Origin of the sequence: Streptococcus mitis (genome assembly GCF_002096845.1) — a bacterium.
In the GTDB taxonomy this organism is placed as follows: Bacteria; Bacillota; Bacilli; order Lactobacillales; family Streptococcaceae; genus Streptococcus; species Streptococcus mitis_A.
The window spans coordinates 1-19,541 of the sequence record NZ_NCVK01000008.1; the positions used below are offsets into that span (position 1 = coordinate 1).

The 19,541-nt window shown below is 41.0% G+C and carries 16 protein-coding genes and 1 pseudogene; 14 read left to right on the forward strand and 3 right to left on the reverse strand.

Features of this window, described 5'->3' with window-relative positions; genetic code table 11:
- Positions 1–118 precede the first annotated feature (118 nt).
- The gene (locus B7695_RS02415; protein ID WP_033676213.1) at positions 119–1,750 is read right to left on the reverse strand and encodes a Na/Pi cotransporter family protein; all 1,632 of its coding nucleotides are present in this window, start codon (positions 1,748–1,750) and stop codon (positions 119–121) included.
- A gap of 303 nt (positions 1,751–2,053) precedes the next feature.
- Between B7695_RS02415 and B7695_RS11770 the strand changes: the two are divergent.
- The 14 genes and pseudogenes from B7695_RS11770 to dnaJ all read left to right on the forward strand — a co-directional run.
- A pseudogene (locus B7695_RS11770) lies at positions 2,054–2,116 on the forward strand (YSIRK-type signal peptide-containing protein); the annotation flags it as partial.
- 291 nt (positions 2,117–2,407) lie between these two features.
- Positions 2,408–7,327 carry an endo-beta-N-acetylglucosaminidase gene (locus B7695_RS02420; protein WP_419991785.1) on the forward strand — a complete coding sequence of 1,640 codons (4,920 nt, stop codon included), beginning with the start codon at positions 2,408–2,410 and terminating at the stop codon, positions 7,325–7,327.
- Positions 7,328–7,416: 89 nt separating this feature from the next.
- Entirely contained in the window at positions 7,417–8,613 is a 1,197-nt protein-coding gene (locus tag B7695_RS02425) for a phosphoglycerate kinase (RefSeq protein ID WP_001096743.1), read from the forward strand.
- A 135-nt stretch (positions 8,614–8,748) separates the two neighbouring features.
- Positions 8,749–9,276, forward strand: coding sequence for an FUSC family protein (locus tag B7695_RS02430; RefSeq protein WP_000119915.1), 528 nt, complete (start codon positions 8,749–8,751; stop codon positions 9,274–9,276).
- Between the two features lie 76 nt (positions 9,277–9,352).
- Positions 9,353–9,709, forward strand: a complete 357-nt coding sequence (gene glnR / locus B7695_RS02435) for a transcriptional repressor GlnR (RefSeq protein ID WP_000659548.1) — start codon at positions 9,353–9,355, stop codon at positions 9,707–9,709.
- A gap of 36 nt (positions 9,710–9,745) precedes the next feature.
- On the forward strand, positions 9,746–11,092 hold the full coding sequence (glnA, locus tag B7695_RS02440; protein ID WP_084889554.1) for a type I glutamate--ammonia ligase: 1,347 nt from the start codon (positions 9,746–9,748) through the stop codon (positions 11,090–11,092).
- A 120-nt stretch (positions 11,093–11,212) separates the two neighbouring features.
- Complete coding sequence (locus B7695_RS02445) at positions 11,213–11,533, forward strand: PadR family transcriptional regulator (protein ID WP_050392678.1); 321 nt, start codon at positions 11,213–11,215, stop codon at positions 11,531–11,533.
- Positions 11,533–12,120 (forward strand): DUF2812 domain-containing protein, encoded by a 588-nt coding sequence (locus B7695_RS11705; protein ID WP_084889605.1) that lies wholly within the window; start codon positions 11,533–11,535, stop codon positions 12,118–12,120. Before B7695_RS02445 ends, B7695_RS11705 begins: the two co-directional genes overlap by 1 nt.
- Before the next feature lie 34 nt (positions 12,121–12,154).
- The gene (locus B7695_RS02455; RefSeq protein ID WP_084889555.1) at positions 12,155–12,667 is read left to right on the forward strand and encodes a DUF2812 domain-containing protein; all 513 of its coding nucleotides are present in this window, start codon (positions 12,155–12,157) and stop codon (positions 12,665–12,667) included.
- A 160-nt stretch (positions 12,668–12,827) separates the two neighbouring features.
- Positions 12,828–13,862, forward strand: a complete 1,035-nt coding sequence (gene hrcA / locus B7695_RS02460; RefSeq protein WP_084889556.1) for a heat-inducible transcriptional repressor HrcA — start codon at positions 12,828–12,830, stop codon at positions 13,860–13,862.
- Between the two features lie 26 nt (positions 13,863–13,888).
- The gene (gene grpE, locus B7695_RS02465) at positions 13,889–14,413 is read left to right on the forward strand and encodes a nucleotide exchange factor GrpE (RefSeq protein WP_084889557.1); all 525 of its coding nucleotides are present in this window, start codon (positions 13,889–13,891) and stop codon (positions 14,411–14,413) included.
- A 368-nt stretch (positions 14,414–14,781) separates the two neighbouring features.
- Positions 14,782–16,605 carry a molecular chaperone DnaK gene (gene dnaK / locus B7695_RS02470; protein WP_000034667.1) on the forward strand — a complete coding sequence of 608 codons (1,824 nt, stop codon included), beginning with the start codon at positions 14,782–14,784 and terminating at the stop codon, positions 16,603–16,605.
- 215 nt (positions 16,606–16,820) lie between these two features.
- A complete protein-coding gene (locus B7695_RS02475; protein ID WP_084889558.1) occupies positions 16,821–17,453 on the forward strand; it encodes a DJ-1/PfpI family protein in 633 nt (210 codons plus the stop codon).
- Between the two features lie 196 nt (positions 17,454–17,649).
- Positions 17,650–18,786 carry a molecular chaperone DnaJ gene (gene dnaJ / locus B7695_RS02480; RefSeq protein ID WP_001066289.1) on the forward strand — a complete coding sequence of 379 codons (1,137 nt, stop codon included), beginning with the start codon at positions 17,650–17,652 and terminating at the stop codon, positions 18,784–18,786.
- 25 nt (positions 18,787–18,811) lie between these two features.
- Here dnaJ and B7695_RS02485 read toward each other — a convergent pair whose 3' ends face one another.
- Both B7695_RS02485 and B7695_RS02490 read right to left on the reverse strand, forming a co-directional pair.
- Positions 18,812–19,099 carry a hypothetical protein gene (locus B7695_RS02485; protein ID WP_000777754.1) on the reverse strand — a complete coding sequence of 96 codons (288 nt, stop codon included), beginning with the start codon at positions 19,097–19,099 and terminating at the stop codon, positions 18,812–18,814.
- Between the two features lie 9 nt (positions 19,100–19,108).
- On the reverse strand, positions 19,109–19,519 hold the full coding sequence (locus B7695_RS02490; RefSeq protein WP_084889559.1) for an HIT family protein: 411 nt from the start codon (positions 19,517–19,519) through the stop codon (positions 19,109–19,111).
- Positions 19,520–19,541 lie beyond the last annotated feature (22 nt).

Sequence of the window (19,541 nt, forward strand, 5' to 3'; positions counted from 1 at the left end):
AAACACAAAATAACCGAGGAATTCGCTCAAATTAATGAGCGATTCCTCGGTTTTCACTTTATTAAAAGTAAGAGACCTATTTTTTCAGTGGACTCTATTCAGGATAGCTTCTTGGCTCTTAGATTTGTTCAGCAATGACCTTCTCAGCTAGATTCATAGCATGGTCTGATACACGAGTGTAGTGGGAAACAATATCGATAAAGTTGACCCCAGCTTGCGTTGAACACTCGCCCTTGTTGAGGCGTTTGATGTGAGTCTTTCTGAGAACACGTTCCATATTGTTGATTTCTTTATGGCGTTCAATCAGACTTTGCGCTTTTTCGATATCATTGTTTTCCACGCTATCAAGAGCATCCTTGATAAAGCCAGTGGTTTTTTGATAGATATCAGCTAGTTCTTGCAAAGCAGCTTCAGAGAACTCAACATTTTTACGTTGAAGGTAGTCAGTCAGATTGATTAGGGCTTCTGCATGGTCCCCAATCCGTTCCAAATCACGGGATGAATCAAGAATGTTGGTCAGTACTTCACTTTCTTTCTGGCTAAGGGCTTCGCTTGAAAGAGTAATAAGGTAACGAGTCAATTTTTCATCAATGGTATTGATTGCTTCTTCTGTCTTGTGGCCTTTTTCAGCAACCTTTTCATTGAGGTCAATGATGTAGTTGTATGAAAGGTCAAAGGCTTTGGAAGCATAATTTCCCAAGTGAAGGAGTTCTTTCTTGGCATTTCCGAGAGCGATTGATGGAGCTTGTTTAATCAAATGCTCATCAAGATAAAGTGGCTCGTACTTGACAACTTCATCTTCACCAGGGATGAGCTTGGTTACAAAGTAAGCCAAGGCTCCGATGAATGGAAATTGTACAATGGTGTTACTTACGTTAAAGGCACCGTGAGAGAAGGCGATGGTCATCTCAGGTGAGAGGTGAAGGAGTGCTTGGAAGTACTCAATCATTGACGTAAATGGGCCTAATAAGATTAAGCAAAGAATAGTCCCTAAAACGTTAAAGGTAACGTGGGTTGCAGCAACACGTTTCGCAGAGACATTGGCTCCAGCTGCTGCGATGATAACTGTTAGGGTTGTCCCGATATTATCCCCGAAGAGAACTGGTAGCGAACCTTTAAGGTCAAGGAACCCACCTGCATAGAGACCTTGCAAAATCCCGATTGTCGCAGAAGAAGCTTGGATGAGAACGGTAATCACTGCACCGGCAAAAACTCCCAACACAGGATTTTGTCCCAAGGTTACCATGTATTCCTTGAATTGTGGTAAATCTTTAAGAGGGCTCATACCGGCACTGATGAGGTTGAGGGCGTAGAAGATTCCTCCTACACCAAACAGGATGCGTCCGATATTGTTTGCTGTTCTGTTTTTTGTAAAGAAGAGGAACATGGTTCCAAGGAAAATCAGGGGTAAAGCATACTCACCAAGCTTGAAACCGATGATAAAGGAAGTAACGGTGGTTCCGATGTTGGCTCCCATGATAATTCCGATAGCCTGTCTAAGAGTAAGAAGACTAGCACTGACCAGTCCAACAGTGATAACTGTAACCCCTGTACTTGACTGAATCAGGGCAGTTACGACAATCCCGACTAGAACACCTAAAAAGGGATTGCTGGTGTACTTGTCAATGTAAAAACGAAGGCGGTCTCCAGCAGCTTGTTGCAAACCGTCTCCCATGGTCTTGATACTATATAAGAATAGTCCCAGACCACCTAAAAAGTGAAATAAAATTTCCTGCCAATTAATGGACATTTCTTTTTCCTCCGAAAAATAATAACGGAATTTCTCCTATTCTATTTTAAAGGATAAAAGTAATTCTAACAAGTGTTTAGATGAAATTTTAGAAAGAAAATTCCTTAGAATGGGCCTTAATTATATTAATTTTACCGATTTCTAACCTAGATATAGGTATTTCCTTTTATATATTGACATTTAAAAGAAATATTTTAAAATGAGGGAGGAATTATCTTGGTCCCTGTGATTGGGATAAAAAATTTATAAAGAAAGTTAAGCGCTTTCTTTTATGCAATAAAATTAATCTTTTAGGAGGAGAAAATGAAGAATCCATTTTTTGAAAGACGTTGTCGTTACAGTATTCGTAAGTTATCAGTAGGAGCCTGCTCGCTGATGATTGGGGCTGTTTTATTTGCTGGTCCAGCCTTAGCAGAAGAAACTGCAGTTCCTGAAAATAATGGAGCCAATACAGAGCTTGTTTCAGGAGAGAGTGAGCATCCAACTAATGAAGCTGACAAGCAGCATGAAGGAGAACATGCTAGAGAAAATAAGCCAGAAAGGGCAGAAGGAGTAGCGACAGCATCTGAAACTGCTTCGCCAGCAAGCAATGAAGCTGCGACTACTGAAACCGCAGAAGCAGCTAGCGCAGCTAAACCAGAGGAAAAAGCAAGTGAGGTGGTTGCGGAAACACCATCTGCAGAAGCAAAACCTAAGTCTGACAAGGAAACAGAAGCAAAACCTGAAGCAACTAGCCAAGGGGATGAGTCTAAGCCAGCAGTAGAAGCTAATAAGATTGAAAAAGAAGTTCAGCCAGATGTCCCTAAAAATACAGAAAAAACATTAAAACCAAAGGAAATCAAATTTAATTCTTGGGATGAATTGTTGAAATGGGAACCTGGAGCTCGTGAAGATGATGGTATTAATCGCGGGTCTGTCGCCCTCGCTTCACGTCGGACAGGTCATTTGGTCAATGAAAAAGCTAGCAAGGAAGCAAAAGTTCAAGCCCTATCAAACACCAATTCTAAAGCAAAAGACCATGCTTCTGTTGGTGGAGAAGAGTTCAAGGCCTATGCTTTTGACTATTGGCAATATCTAGATTCAATGGTCTTCTGGGAAGGTCTCGTACCAACTCCTGACATTATTGATGCAGGTCACCGTAACGGGGTTCCTGTATATGGTACACTCTTCTTCAACTGGTCTAATAGTATTGCAGATCAAGAAAAATTCGCTGAAGCTTTGAAGCAAGACCCAGATGGTAGCTTCCCAATTGCCCGTAAATTGGTGGATATGGCCAAGTATTATGGCTATGATGGCTATTTCATCAACCAAGAAACAACTGGGGATTTGGTTGAACCTCTTGGAGAAAAGATGCGCCAGTTTATGCTCTATACCAAGGAGTATGCTGCTAAGGTAAAACATCCAATCAAGTATTCTTGGTACGATGCCATGACTTATAACTATGGACGTTACCACCAAGATGGTTTGGGAGAATACAACTACCAATTCATGCAACCAGAAGGAGATAAGGTTCCAGCAGACAACTTCTTTGCTAACTTTAACTGGGATAAGGCTAAAAATGATTACACTATTGCAACTGCCAACTGGATTGGTCGTAATCCTTATGATGTATTTGCAGGATTGGAATTGCAACAGGGTGGTTCCTACAAGACCAAGGTCAAATGGAATGACATTTTAGATGAAAATGGCAAATTACGCCTTTCTCTTGGTTTGTTCGCTCCAGATACCATTACAAGTTTAGGAAAAACTGGTGAAGATTATCATAAAAATGAAGATATCTTCTTTACAGGTTACCAAGGGGACCCTACTGGTCAAAAACCAGGTGACAAAGATTGGTATGGTATTGCTAACCTAGTTGCAGACCGCACGCCAGCAGTAGGCCATACTTTTACTACTTCCTTTAACACAGGTCATGGTAGAAAATGGTTTGTAGATGGTAAGGTTTCTAAGGATTCTGAGTGGAATTACCGTTCAGTTTCAGGTGTTCTTCCAACATGGCGCTGGTGGCAAAAATCAACTGGTGATAAGTTGAAAGCAAGCTATGATTTTGAAGATGCTTATAATGGTGGAACTTCTCTCAAATTTGCAGGGGATCTTTCAGGTGCGACCAAGCAAGATGTGAATTTGTACTCTACTCGTTTGAAGGTGACAGATACAACCAAATTGCATGTTGCCCACAAAGGAGGCAAAGGTACCAAGGTTTATGTAGAATTTGCAACCAAGAAAGATTACACCTACGGTGATGAAGCTGCCCGTAAAGAATTGACAGTTTCAGATAACTGGACTACCGATGATTTTGATTTGAGTGCCTTGGCAGGTAAAACAATTTACGGTATTAAACTCTATTTTGAAAACGACAAAGACTTAAAAGGCTATCAATTCAATCTAGGTCAATTGACCATCAGCAATAATCAAGATGCTCCTCAGGCCCCAACTACAGTAGCTGTAGCCAAACAAGTCCTTAAAAATGCCCAAGAAGCGGAAGCAGTTGTGCAATTTAAAGGCAACAAGGATGCAGATTTCTATGAAGTTTACGAAAAAGATGGAGACAGCTGGAAATTACTAACTGGTTCATCTTCTACAACGATTTATCTACCAAAAGTTAGCCGCTCAGCAAGTGCTCAAGGTACAACTCAAGAACTGAAGGTTGTAGCAGTCGGTAAAAATGGAGTTCGTTCAGAAGCTGCAACCACAACCTTTGATTGGGGCATGACTGTAAAAGATACCAGCCTACCAAAACCACTAGCTGAAAATATCGTTCCAGGGGCAACAGTTATTGATAGCACTTTCCCGAATACCGAAGGTGGAGAAGGTATTGAAGGTATGTTGAATGGTACCATTACCAGTCTTTCAGACAAGTGGTCTTCTGGACAGTTAAGTGGTAGTGTGGATATTCGTTTGACCCAGCCACGTACAGTTGTTAGATGGGTGATGGACCATGCTGGAGCTGGTGGAGAATCTGTAAACGACGGTTTGATGAACACCAAAGACTTTGACCTTTATTATAAAGATGCGGATGGTCAATGGAAATTGGCTAAGGAAGTTCGTGGCAATAAAGCCCATGTTACAGATATTACCCTTGATAAACCAATCACAGCTCAAGATTGGCGCTTGAATGTTGTCACTTCTGACAATGGAACTCCATGGAAGGCGATTCGCATCTATAACTGGAAAATGTATGAAAAGCTTGATACTGAGAGTGTCAATATTCCGATGGCCAAGGCTGCAGCCCGTTCTCTAGGCAATAACAAGGTACAAGTTGGTTTTGCGGATGTACCAGCTGGAGCAACCATTACCGTTTATGACAATCCAAATTCTCAAACTCCGCTTGCAACCTTGAAGAGCGAAGTTGGAGGAGACCTAGCAAGTGCACCATTGGATTTGACAAATCAATCTGGTCTTCTTTACTATCGTACCCAGTTGCCAGGCAAGGAAATTAGTAATTTCCTAGCTGTTTCCGTTCCAAAAGATGACAGAAGAATCAAGTCAGTCAGCCTAGAAACAGGACCTAAGAAAACAAGCTACGCCGAAGGGGAGGATTTAGACCTTAGAGGAGGTGTTCTTCGAGTTCAGTATGAAGGAGGAGCTGAGGACGAGCTTATTCGCCTAACTCACGCGGGTGTATCAGTATCAGGTTTTGATACGCATCATAAGGGAGAACAAAATCTTACTTTACAATATTTGGGGCAACCGGTACATGCTAATTTATCAGTGACTGTTACTAGTCAAGATGAAGCAAGTCCGAAAACTATTTTGGGAATTGAAGTAAGTCAGGAACCGAAAAAAGATTACCTAGTTGGTGATAGCTTAGACTTGTCTGAAGGACGCTTTGCAGTGGCTTATAGCAATGACACTATGGAAGAACATTCCTTTACTGATGAGGGAGTTGAAATTTCTGGTTACGATGCTCAAAAGACTGGTCGTCAAACCTTGACGCTTCGTTATCAAGGTCATGAAGTCAACTTTGATGTTTTGGTATCTCCAAAAGCAGCATTGAACGATGAGTACCTCAAACAAAAATTAGCAGAAGTTGAAGCAGCTAAGAACAAGGTGGTCTATAACTTTGCTTCACCAGAAGTAAAAGAAGCCTTCTTGAAAGCAATTGAAGCAGCTGAACAAGTGTTGAAAGACCATGAAACTAGCACCCAAGATCAAGTCAATGACCGACTTAATAAATTGACAGAAGCTCATAAAGCTCTGAATGGTCAAGAGAAATTTACGGAAGAAAAGACAGAACTTGATCGCTTAACAGGAGAGGCTCAAGAACTCTTGGCTGCCAAACCAAACCATCCTTCAGGTTCTGCCCTAGCTCCGCTTCTTGAGAAAAACAAGGCCTTGGTTGAAAAAGTAGATTTGAGTCCAGAAGAGCTTGCGACAGCTAAACAGAGTCTAAAAGATCTGGTTGCCCTATTGAAAGAAGACAAACCAGCAGTCTTTTCTGATAGTAAAACAGGTGTTGAAGTACACTTCTCAAATAAAGAGAAGCCTGTCATCAAGGGCTTGAAAGTAGAGCGTGTTCAAGCAAGTGCTGAAGAGAAGAAATACTTTGTTGGAGAAGATGCTCATGTCTTTGAAATAGAAGGTCTAGATGAAAAAGGTCAAGACGTTGATCTCTCTTACGCTTCTATTGTGAAAATTCCAATTGAAAAAGATAAGAAAGTGAAGAAAGTCTACTTCTTACCTGAAGGAAAAGATGCAGTAGAATTGGCTTTTGAACAAACGGATAGTCATGTCATCTTTACAGCACCACACTTTACTCATTATGCCTTTGTTTATGAATCTGCTGAAAAACCACAACCTGCTAAACCAGTAGAAAAAGTTATTTCAAGCAAGGAACCAGCTGAAGGTGTCAAGAATTTGGTTGTGGATACTCCGAAATTAGAAGTTGAAGAGACAAGTATTGCCTTCGAACACCAAGAACGTCCAAATCCAAATCTTACAGTCGGTCAACGGCAACTTGTCCAAGCAGGAGTTGAAGGACAAATTCGCCGTTTGATTGAAGTAGATAGTCAAGGCAATCGTACGCTTCGCGCTACAGAAGTTTTGAAAGAAGCAAGCCCTGAAATCGTAGAAGTAGGTACTGGTCTCATTCCTGCCAATCCAGCACCACAAAACACAGACCTTCCAAAACCTACTAATCAACCGGCTTCTGATCAACAAAAGGCTCCTAAATTGGAAGTTCAAGAGGAAAAGGTTGCCTTTGACCGTCAAGAGCATGAAAATGCCGAGATGCTAGTTGGGGAACAACGAGTCATCATACAGGGACGAGATGGTCTATTAAGACATATCTTTGAAGTTGATGAAAACGGTCAGCGTCGTCTTCGTTCAACAGAAGTCATCCAAGAGGCGATTCCAGAAATTGTTGAAATTGGAACAAAAGTAAAAACTGAACCAGCAGTAGCGCCTACACAAGAAAAACCAGCCCAAAATACAGCAGTTAAATCAGAAGAAGCAAGCAAACAATTGCCAAATACAGGAACTGCTGATGACAATAAAGGCCTAATAGCAGGATTGGCAAGCCTTGGTCTTGCTAGTTTAGCATTGACATTGAAACAGAAAAAAGAAGATGAAGATTAAATATCGAAAAATCTTGTGAAATCTTTCCTTATATTTCCAAAGTGTGATATAATAGTTTCGAATAAAATAAATAAAGGGGTTTTTGTAACATGGCAAAACTTACTGTTAAAGACGTTGACTTGAAAGGTAAAAAAGTCCTCGTTCGTGTGGACTTCAACGTACCATTGAAAGATGGCGTAATCACTAACGACAACCGTATCACAGCAGCTCTTCCAACTATCAAGTACATCATCGAACAAGGTGGACGTGCAATTCTTTTCTCTCACCTTGGACGTGTGAAAGAAGAAGCTGATAAAGCAGGTAAATCACTTGCTCCTGTAGCTGCTGATTTGGCTGCTAAATTGGGTCAAGACGTTGTTTTCCCAGGTGTCACTCGTGGTGCTGAATTGGAAGCAGCTATCAACGCTCTTGAAGATGGACAAGTTCTCTTGGTTGAAAACACTCGTTATGAAGATGTTGACGGCAAGAAAGAATCTAAAAACGATCCTGAACTTGGTAAATACTGGGCATCACTTGGAGATGGTATCTTCGTAAACGATGCATTTGGTACAGCTCACCGTGCACACGCATCTAACGTTGGTATCTCAGCAAACGTTGAAAAAGCAGTTGCTGGTTTCCTTCTTGAAAACGAAATTGCCTACATCCAAGAAGCAGTTGAAACTCCAGAACGTCCATTCGTGGCTATCCTTGGTGGTTCAAAAGTTTCAGACAAGATCGGTGTTATCGAAAACTTGCTTGAAAAAGCTGATAAAGTCCTTATCGGTGGTGGTATGACTTACACATTCTACAAAGCACAAGGTATCGAAATCGGTAACTCACTTGTAGAAGAAGACAAATTGGATGTTGCGAAAGCTCTTCTTGAAAAAGCAAATGGTAAATTGATCTTGCCAGTTGACTCAAAAGAAGCTAACGCATTTGCTGGCTACACTGAAGTGCGTGACACTGAAGGTGAAGCAGTTTCAGAAGGCTTCCTTGGTCTTGACATCGGTCCAAAATCTATCGCTAAATTTGACGAAGCTTTGACTGGTGCCAAAACAGTTGTATGGAACGGACCTATGGGTGTATTTGAAAACCCAGACTTCCAAGCTGGTACAATCGGTGTGATGGACGCTATCGTGAAACAACCAGGCGTGAAATCAATCATCGGTGGTGGTGACTCAGCTGCCGCAGCAATCAACCTTGGTCGCGCAGACAAATTCTCATGGATTAGTACGGGCGGAGGTGCATCAATGGAACTTCTCGAAGGTAAAGTTCTCCCAGGACTTGCAGCCTTGACAGAAAAATAAGATTTCATAAATAAATCAAAGATGAGAGGGATGAAAGTTCCTCTTTTCTTTTGCTTAAAATAAAAACGCTTCCTCTCAACTATTGCTCATAAAATCAGCCAATTTATGATAAAATGGAAATAGAAAGTTGAGATTATGAGTTATTTTAAAAAATATAAATTCGATAAATCCCAGTTCAAACTTGGTATGCGAACCTTTAAAACAGGTATTGCTGTTTTTCTAGTTCTCTTGATTTTTGGCTTTTTTGGCTGGAAAGGTCTTCAAATCGGTGCTTTGACAGCCGTTTTTAGCCTGAGGGAGAGTTTTGATAAGAGTGTCCATTTTGGAACTTCGCGTATTCTAGGAAATAGTATCGGTGGCCTCTATGCCCTGGTCTTCTTCCTATTAAATACCTTTTTCCACGAAGCTTTTTGGGTGACCTTGGTTGTTGTTCCCATTTGCACCATGTTAACCATTATGACAAATGTAGCCATGAATAACAAAGCAGGAGTTATTGGTGGTGTAGCAGCTATGTTAATCATTACCCTATCGATTCCGAGTGGAGAGACAATTTTGTACGTGTTTGCGCGTGTATCAGAAACTTTCATGGGAGTTTTTGTCGCAATTCTCGTAAATTACGATATTGATCGTATTCGGCTCTTTTTAGAGAAAAAAGAAAAATAATGTTACATTTTATAACATTATCAATTGACGTTTGTCTTTTTTTAGACTATAATAGACAGAAAGAAGGAAATTGTAAATGAAGGAAAAAGAATTTCGCCGAAATATGGCTGTTTTTCCTATCGGCAGTGTTATGAAGTTGACCGATCTATCGGCGCGTCAGATTCGTTATTATGAAGATCAAGAGTTGATTAAGCCTGATCGAAATGAAGGGAACCGTCGCATGTATTCCTTGAATGACATGGATCGTCTACTTGAAATCAAAGATTATATCTCTGAAGGTTATAATATCGCTGCCATTAAGAAAAAATATGCTGAACGTGAAGCGAAATCCAAGAAAGCGGTGAGTCAGACTGAGGTGCGTCGTGCACTTCATAATGAACTCCTCCAACAGGGTCGCTTTGCTTCAGTACGGTCACCTTTTGGTCGCGGTTAGGTAACCGCAAGTAGTCATACATTAAGGAGAAAACTCATGCCAATCACAGCTGCAGATATTCGTCGTGAAGTCAAGGAAAAAAATGTTACCTTTATCCGTCTCATGTTCTCAGATATTTTGGGAACCATGAAAAACGTCGAAATTCCTGCTACAGATGAACAGTTAGATAAAGTCTTGTCAAACAAGGCTATGTTTGATGGATCTTCTATTGAAGGTTTTGTGCGTATCAATGAGTCGGATATGTACTTGTACCCTGACTTGGATACATGGACAGTCTTCCCTTGGGGAGATGAAAATGGAAGTGTTGCAGGTTTGATCTGTGATGTCTATACAACAGAAGGTGAGCCATTTGCAGGGGACCCTCGTGGTAATTTGAAACGTGCTCTTCGTCACATGGAAGAAGTGGGATTCAAATCCTTCAATCTTGGGCCAGAGCCAGAATTCTTCCTATTTAAGTTGGATGAAAATGGAGACCCAACACTTGAAGTGAATGACAAGGGTGGCTACTTTGATTTGGCGCCTACTGATCTTGCGGACAATACACGTCGTGAGATTGTCAATGTCTTGACCAAAATGGGATTTGAAGTAGAAGCGAGTCACCACGAGGTTGCGGTTGGACAGCATGAGATTGACTTTAAGTACGATGAAGTTCTCCGTGCTTGTGATAAAATTCAAATCTTCAAACTTGTTGTTAAAACCATTGCTCGCAAACATGGTCTTTACGCAACCTTTATGGCAAAACCAAAATTTGGTATTGCTGGATCAGGTATGCACTGTAATATGTCCTTGTTTGATGCAGAAGGAAACAATGCCTTCTTTGATCCAAATGATCCAAAAGGAATGCAGTTGTCAGAAACGGCCTACCATTTCCTTGGCGGTTTGATTAAGCATGCCTACAACTATACTGCCATCATGAACCCAACAGTTAACTCATACAAACGTTTGGTTCCAGGTTATGAAGCACCTGTTTACATTGCTTGGGCTGGTCGTAACCGTTCGCCACTTGTACGCGTGCCTGCTTCACGTGGTATGGGAACTCGTCTTGAGTTACGTTCAGTGGATCCGATGGCAAACCCATACATCGCTATGGCGGTTCTTTTGGAAGTTGGTTTGCATGGTATTGAAAATAAAATCGAAGCACCAGCTCCTATCGAAGAAAATATCTACATCATGACAGCAGATGAGCGCAAGGAAGCTGGTATTACAGACCTTCCATCAACCCTTCACAACGCTTTGAAATCTCTGACTGAAGATGAAGTTGTCAGAGCAGCTCTTGGAGAACATATTTATACTAGTTTCCTTGAGGCCAAACGAATCGAATGGGCAAGTTATGCAACCTTCGTTTCACAATGGGAAATTGATAATTATTTAGACCTTTACTAATACTAATATAGAAGAAAGATTGCCTGAGGGTGGTCTTTTTTTCTTGTATTTTATATCGAGGTGTGATATATTTTATATAACGAAGTGCGATATATCGAACTGGATAGGAGGTGCTTATAAATGGAATTAACGGATAAGATTCGTCGAGTTTATCTTCCGATGACGGAAACAGGCTTTTATATCTTGTTCTGTCTGCAAAAGGAAGGTCATGGTTATAGTATTACGCAAAAGGTCAAGGAGATGACAGATTCGCAAGTCTTGATTAGTCCTGGGACTATGTATGGAACCTTGTCAAAGATGGAAAAGGATGGTTTGATTTCCTTTGTCCGCGAAGAGGAAAAACGGAAAATCTATCAGATTACAGACTTGGGACGAAAAGTCTTAGATATTGAATTGAAACGTATTGAACGGCTCTATAGAAACAGTCTGGAGGGAAGATGATGGAAAAGAAGGTTGTTTATAGAATTGCTACCATTGCGGATTATGATAGAGAGGCTTTATATTTTAGAAAAATGCATGCTAAGGGCTGGAAACTTAGAAAAGTAAGCTACTCTATCTTATTGTTTGCAGTTAAGTATACCTTTGAAAAGTGTCAGCCTGAGCAAGTGTCTTATCAGTTGGATTTTTACCCAATGAAAAAATCAGAGAGATCCTCCTATTTACAACTATTTAAAGACTGTGGCTGGGAGCATATTACAGACTTTAATAGTTTTTCCTATTTTAGAAAAGCGCATTCTGAAATTGAATCGGATGCAGAATTTGAAATTTATAATGATGCGTTCGGGAAGTTGGCTATGGTCAAACGGATTTTAATAATTCGGATGATTCCTATTTTGCTTCTCTTTTTGCTTATCTTTTCAGCTCTACTACCGGTTTTCTCAAAGTTTGTCAGTGGAGGTAGTTCTTTCAGTTGGGACATGTTTTTGATTGTCTTAATAGATTTTGTTTTATTGATAATTCTTGCGATTCAGATTTCTTATATTCTTTGGAGATTGTTTCAAAAGTGGAAAGAATTATCTCGCAAATGAAATCATACATGTTTTCTAATTTGGAGGTCAAACAATGAAAAGCAAACTACAATTTCGGGTCTTCACTATTCTTGATTTGGACAAGAAAGAAGAATATTTACATGAGATGCATTTGAAAGGTTGGAAATTTAAATCGAATCGTTTTGGCTTTTTCTATTTTGACCAATGTCAACCAGACGATGTCATCTACTGTATCTATGATTCTAGATTTCTTAAAAAGTATAAGCATGAACTGCAAGATTTTAGAGATAGAGGTTGGGAATTGATAGAAACAGGTTTTTGTTCAATTTTTCGTAAACCGGCTTCTGATTTACTTCCGGAGGATCAAGTCTATATGAGTAAGGGGCTTAGATGGGAAGTTATGCGGTCTAGACTTCGTTCCTGTACAGCTACTTTCTCGGGTGGTCTTGTTGTTTGTATGAGTGTATTTAAAGAAGAGCTTTCTATGTCTTTCTTCATTATTTTTCTTTTATATGCTTTTATGATTTCTTATCTAATCCATGGTTTTTTCAGACTTAAAAGGAAATACAAAATGAATGGAAGGTAAGGTTCTAGGTCTTTAGACTGATTTTTAGCACTCTTGATAAAAGAGTGCTAATTTTTTGAGTTTTTATCTTGACATTCTCTTCTAAGGGTGTATAATAGAATCATGAGTTAGCACTTGAGTGTATCGAGTGCTAATTGATCAGACAGAGAGGAGTGATGAGATGGTTACAGAGCGTCAGCAGGATATTTTAAATCTGATTATTGACATCTTTACCAAAACGCACGAACCTGTCGGATCCAAAGCCTTGCAAGAGTCTATTAACTCTAGCAGTGCAACTATTCGTAATGATATGGCGGCTTTAGAAAAGCAAGGTTTGCTTGAGAAGGCTCATACTTCAAGTGGTAGGATGCCAAGTGTTGCTGGTTTTCAGTACTATGTGAAACACTCACTGGATTTTGACCGACTGGCTGAAAATGAGGTTTATGAGATTGTCAAAGCCTTTGATCAGGAATTCTTTAAGCTAGAGGATATTCTGCAAGAGGCTGCTAATCTATTAACAGACTTGAGTGGCTGTACGGTAGTGGCACTGGATGTTGAGCCCAGCAGGCAACGTTTGACAGCCTTTGATATCGTTGTTTTGGGGCAACATACAGCCTTGGCGGTATTCACCCTAGACGAGTCTCGAACGGTTACCAGTCAGTTTCTGATTCCAAGGAACTTCTTGCAGGAAGATTTGTTGAAACTGAAGGCAATCATTCAGGAACGTTTCCTCGGTCACACCGTTCTAGATATTCACTACAAGATTCGGACGGAGATTCCGCAGATTATCCAGCGTTACTTCACAACTACGGACAATGTCATTGATCTTTTTGAACACATCTTTAAGGAAATGTTCAACGAAAACATTGTGGTGGCAGGCAAGGTCAATCTCTTGAATTTTGCCAATCTGGCAGCTTATCAGTTCTTTGACCAACCGCAAAAGGTGGCCTTGGAGATTCGTGAGGGGTTGCGTGAGGATCAGATGCAAAACGTCCGTGTTGCGGACAGTCAAGAGTCCTGTCTAGCAGATTTGGCGGTGATTAGTAGCAAGTTCCTCATTCCTTATCGGGGAGTTGGAATTCTAGCCATTATTGGTCCAGTCAATCTGGATTACCAACAGCTAATCAACCAAGTCAATGTGGTCAACCGTGTTTTGACCATGAAGTTGACAGATTTTTACCGCTATCTCAGCAGTAATCATTACGAAGTACATTAAGATTGAAATCATTAAAGGAGGCGAACATGGCCCAAGATATAAAAAATGAAGAAGTAGAAGAAGTTCAAGAAGAGGAAGTTGTTGAAACAGCTGAAGAAACAACTCCTGAGAAGTCTGAATTGGACTTGGCAAATGAACGTGCGGATGAGTTCGAAAATAAATACCTTCGTGCTCATGCAGAAATGCAAAATATCCAACGCCGTGCCAATGAAGAGCGTCAAAACTTGCAACGTTATCGTAGCCAGGACTTGGCAAAAGCAATTCTCCCTTCTTTGGATAACCTAGAGCGTGCACTCGCAGTTGAAGGTTTGACAGACGATGTCAAAAAAGGATTGGAGATGGTGCAAGAGAGCTTGATTCACGCTTTGAAAGAAGAAGGAATCGAAGAAATCTCAGCTGATGGCGAATTTGACCATAACTACCATATGGCAATCCAAACTCTCCCAGCAGACGATGAACATCCAGCAGATACCATCGCCCAAGTCTTCCAAAAAGGCTACAAACTCCATGACCGCATCCTACGCCCAGCCATGGTAGTTGTTTACAACTAGGCAATTCTGACGGTAGCTAAAGCAACTCGTCAGAAAACGGCAATCGCTATGGCGTTTGCCTAGCCTCCTTACTAACTCGTCGTCGAAATAAAATCGATTTCGACTCCTCGTGTCGTAATTTACATAATAGAAAACTTGTCCGAAACGACACTAAACTATGAAGAAAGATAAAAAAGTAGTTCAGCTTTGCAATAGTGAGCGAAGCGAACCAAAGACGATACTCTTCGCCGTGGCGCTATTTGCGCAAACTTTGAGACCTTAGGCTCAAAGTTTAGTCAAAGAGATTGACGAAGTCAAGCTCTGACGGCGCCGCCACTTAAGAAGAGTATCAAAAAGAAAAAAGAAGATAAATTTAAGGAGAAAAACACATGTCTAAAATTATCGGTATTGACTTAGGTACAACAAACTCAGCAGTTGCAGTTCTTGAAGGAACTGAAAGCAAAATCATCGCAAACCCAGAAGGAAACCGCACAACTCCATCTGTAGTATCATTCAAAAACGGCGAAATCATCGTTGGTGATGCTGCAAAACGTCAAGCGGTCACAAACCCAGATACAGTTATCTCTATCAAATCTAAGATGGGAACTTCTGAAAAAGTTTCTGCAAACGGAAAAGAATACACTCCACAAGAAATCTCAGCTATGATTCTTCAATACTTGAAAGGTTATGCTGAAGACTATCTTGGCGAAAAAGTAACTAAAGCAGTTATTACTGTTCCAGCTTACTTCAACGATGCTCAACGTCAAGCAACAAAAGATGCTGGTAAAATTGCTGGTCTTGAAGTAGAACGTATCGTCAACGAACCAACTGCAGCCGCTCTTGCTTACGGTTTGGACAAGACTGATAAAGAAGAAAAAATCTTGGTATTTGACCTTGGTGGTGGTACATTCGACGTCTCTATCCTTGAATTGGGTGATGGTGTCTTCGACGTATTGTCAACTGCAGGGGACAACAAACTTGGTGGTGATGACTTTGACCAAAAAATCATCGACCACTTGGTAGCAGAATTCAAGAAAGAAAACGGTATTGACTTGTCTACTGACAAGATGGCAATGCAACGTTTGAAAGATGCAGCTGAAAAAGCGAAGAAAGACCTTTCTGGTGTGACTTCAACTCAAATCAGCTTGCCATTTATCACTGCTGGCGAAGCTGGACCTCTTCACTTGGAAATGACCTTGACTCGTGCGAAATTTGACGATTTGACTCGTGACCTTGTAGAACGTACAAAAGTTCCGGTTCGTCAAGCCCTTTCAGATGCAGGTTTGAGCTTGTCAGAAATCGATGAAGTTATCCTTGTTGGTGGTTCAACTCGTATCCCAGCCGTTGTAGAAGCTGTTAAGGCTGAAACTGGAAAAGAACCAAACAAATCAGTAAACCCTGACGAAGTAGTTGCTATGGGTGCTGCAATCCAAGGTGGTGTCATCACTGGTGATGTCAAAGACGTTGTCCTTCTTGACGTAACACCATTGTCACTTGGTATCGAAACAATGGGTGGTGTCTTCACAAAACTCATCGACCGTAACACAACAATTCCAACATCTAAATCACAAGTCTTCTCAACTGCAGCAGACAACCAACCAGCCGTTGATATCCACGTTCTTCAAGGTGAACGCCCAATGGCAGCAGATAACAAGACTCTTGGACGTTTCCAATTGACAGATATCCCAGCTGCACCTCGTGGAATTCCTCAAATCGAAGTAACATTTGACATCGACAAGAACGGTATCGTGTCTGTTAAGGCTAAAGACCTTGGAACTCAAAAAGAACAAACTATTGTTATCCAATCTAACTCAGGTTTGACTGACGAAGAAATCGACCGCATGATGAAAGATGCAGAAGCTAACGCTGAAGCAGATAAGAAACGTAAAGAAGAAGTTGACCTTCGTAACGAAGTAGACCAAGCAATCTTTGCGACTGAAAAGACAATCAAGGAAACTGAAGGCAAAGGCTTCGACGCAGAACGCGACGCTGCCCAAGCTGCCCTTGATGACCTTAAGAAAGCGCAAGAAGACAACAACTTGGACGAAATGAAAGCAAAACTTGAAGCATTGAATGAAAAAGCTCAAGGACTTGCTGTGAAACTTTACGAACAAGCCGCAGCAGCGCAACAAGCTCAAGCAGGAGCAGAAGGCGCACAAGCAACAGGAAACGCAGGCGATGATGTCGTAGACGGAGAGTTTACGGAAAAATAAGATGCAAAGCCCGTTAAAACCTCACAGTGAAAATAGGAAATCTGACGCAGAAACTTTAGTTTCTAGAAAGATTTGTCTTTTTCACCAAGAGGTTAGGGCGTGCTCGATTTAGCATTACTAGTTTGATTTTTAAAACTCGAACGTCGTAATGATAAGAAGAAATCCAGAGGTTGCAACCCAGCCTCTGTTTTTCGGTAAAATAGAGGATGTTGCGTATGAAAAAAATACTTTGTATCATTTATCCTAATTTTTCTCTTTATGAGATAACCACTTTAACGAGTACTTTAGCTCTGTCTTTTGACATCACGATTGATTATGTAGCTTCAGAACATTCGATGGTGGTCTCTGAGGATGGTTTGTCCTGTCAACCGACGAAAACATTGGATCAGATCCGTATAGAAGATTATTCTTGTGTGATTTTGCCAGGAATGGTAAATATAGGTCCTGCTCTACAAGATGAGAAATTGATTTCGTTTTTGAAAGGTCTCGATGAGCAAGATGTCTTAATTGCCGCCATTTCTTCAGCGCCTCTTTTATTGGCGAAGGCAGGCTTGTTGAACGACACGAAATTTACAGGTGGAATTTGGCAAAACTTCTTTGATTATTTTGAATTTCTTCCACGTGAGAATTTCCAACCCAAACTGGTTGTGCAAGATAAAAATATCATTACGGCTATAGGCTTTGCGCATCAAGAGTTTGCAAGAAAAGTGATTCTCGGTTTAGGGTTGGCAGAGAATATGGACAACTATTTTAAAGAACAGAACGAGTATGCTGAAGAGGATTTGATATTTACTCTATCAGATGAAGAGTTTAATCAAGTGAAGCAGAGTATAGAAAACAGCCTCTAAAAATTTACATGAAAATTATAGAAAGGAACAAAGGTGTTCGTAACTGAACACGGGTTCCCAAATTTCTTACTTAATATAACAGAAAGGAATTGAACCCGACCTAAATTCTCGGAAAAAAGATAAATCTGCCTAGGAGCATCGCTCCAGCGTCAGATTTCCTATTTTTCAGTCGAATTTTACGGTCTTGGTATCTTGTATGAACAATACTGAATTTTATGATCGTCTGGGGGTGTCAAAAAACGCTTCGGCAGACGAGATCAAAAAGGCTTATCGTAAGCTTTCGAAAAAATATCACCCAGATATCAACAAGGAGCCTGGTGCTGAGGACAAGTACAAGGAAGTTCAGGAAGCCTATGAGACTTTGAGTGACGACCAAAAACGTGCTGCCTATGACCAATACGGTGCTGCTGGAGCCAACGGTGGTTTTGGTGGAGCTGGTGGTTTCGGCGGTTTCGATGGGGCAGGAGGCTTCGGTGGTTTTGAGGATATTTTCTCAAGTTTCTTCGGCGGAGGCGGTGCTTCACGCAATCCAAATGCTCCTCGTCAGGGGGATGATCTCCAATACCGTGTGAATTTGACCTTTGAAGAAGCTATTTTTGGAGCTGAAAAAGAGGTTAAGTACAATCGTGAAGCAAGCTGTAGTACATGTAATGGCTCCGGTGCTAAACCAGGAACAAGTCCAGTCACTTGTGGACGCTGTCATGGCGCTGGTGTTATTAACGTCGATACGCAGACTCCGCTTGGTATGATGCGTCGCCAAGTAACCTGTGATGTCTGTCATGGTCGCGGAAAAGAAATCAAAGATCCATGTACCACTTGTCACGGAACAGGGCATGAAAAACAAGCCCATAGTGTACATGTCAAAATCCCTGCTGGTGTGGAAACAGGTCAACAAATTCGCCTAGCTGGTCAAGGTGAAGCTGGCTTTAATGGTGGACCTTATGGTGACTTGTATGTAGTGGTTTCTGTGGAAGCCAGCGACAAGTTTGAACGTGAAGGAACTACTATTTTCTACAATCTCAACCTCAACTTTGTCCAAGCAGCTCTTGGTGATACAGTTGATATTCCAACGGTTCACGGTGATGTTGAATTGGTTATCCCAGAGGGAACTCAGACTGGTAAGAAATTCCGTCTACGTGGAAAAGGAGCTCCGAGCCTTCGTGGTGGTGCAGTTGGTGACCAATACGTTACCGTTAATGTCGTAACACCGACAGGGTTGAACGATCGTCAAAAAGCAGCTTTGAAAGAATTTGCAGCTGCAGGTGATTTAAAAGTCAATCCAAAGAAAAAAGGCTTCTTTGACCATATTAAAGATGCCTTTGAAGGAGAATAAAGCAAAAAGAGCCGTCGGGCTCTTTTTACTTATCTTCGATTTCCTGTGTTTCTTTGATAACAGCTAGTCTAGTCTGGATATCTTTTTCCAAGACTTTAAACTTGTAAGTCAGGTCTTCTTGGTATTCCTTGATGAGTTCTTTTTGCTGGTCAATGATTTGCAGGCTGTTTTGGATAATATCCACATCGTCCTTGATAGCTTGAACGCGGTCAGTGGTATTCAAGACTTCATCTGTGATGGTTTGGCGATTTTTTGTGACCAGATAACTTCCTGCTGCAGCTCCTGCAAATAGCAGTAGATTAGATAATTTCATGGCAACTCCTTAGGCGTTTTTGATAGTTTCAGCAACTTGAGCAAGTTTGTCAAAGTCTGGTTCGTGGGCGATAAAATCAATCTTGAGGTCATCGTCCGCACTGTAGCGAGGCACGAGGTGAACGTGGGTATGAAAGACTGTTTGTCCTGCGATTTCTTCACAGTTAGCAATGATATTCATACCAGCAGCTTTGGTAGCTGTCATGACTTTTTGAGCCACTTTTGGTACTTGGGCAAAGAGTTGGCTGGCGCTAGTAGCGTCCATTTCCAAAAGATTGCGATAGTGTTCTTTTGGCACGACCAAGGTATGCCCTGGTGTCACTTGAGAGATATCAAGAAAGGCAAGAACCTGCTCATCTTCATATACTTTTGAAGCAGGAATTTCCCCTGCAATGATTTTACAAAAAATGCAATCTGACATAAAATCTACCTCTACTGTATTG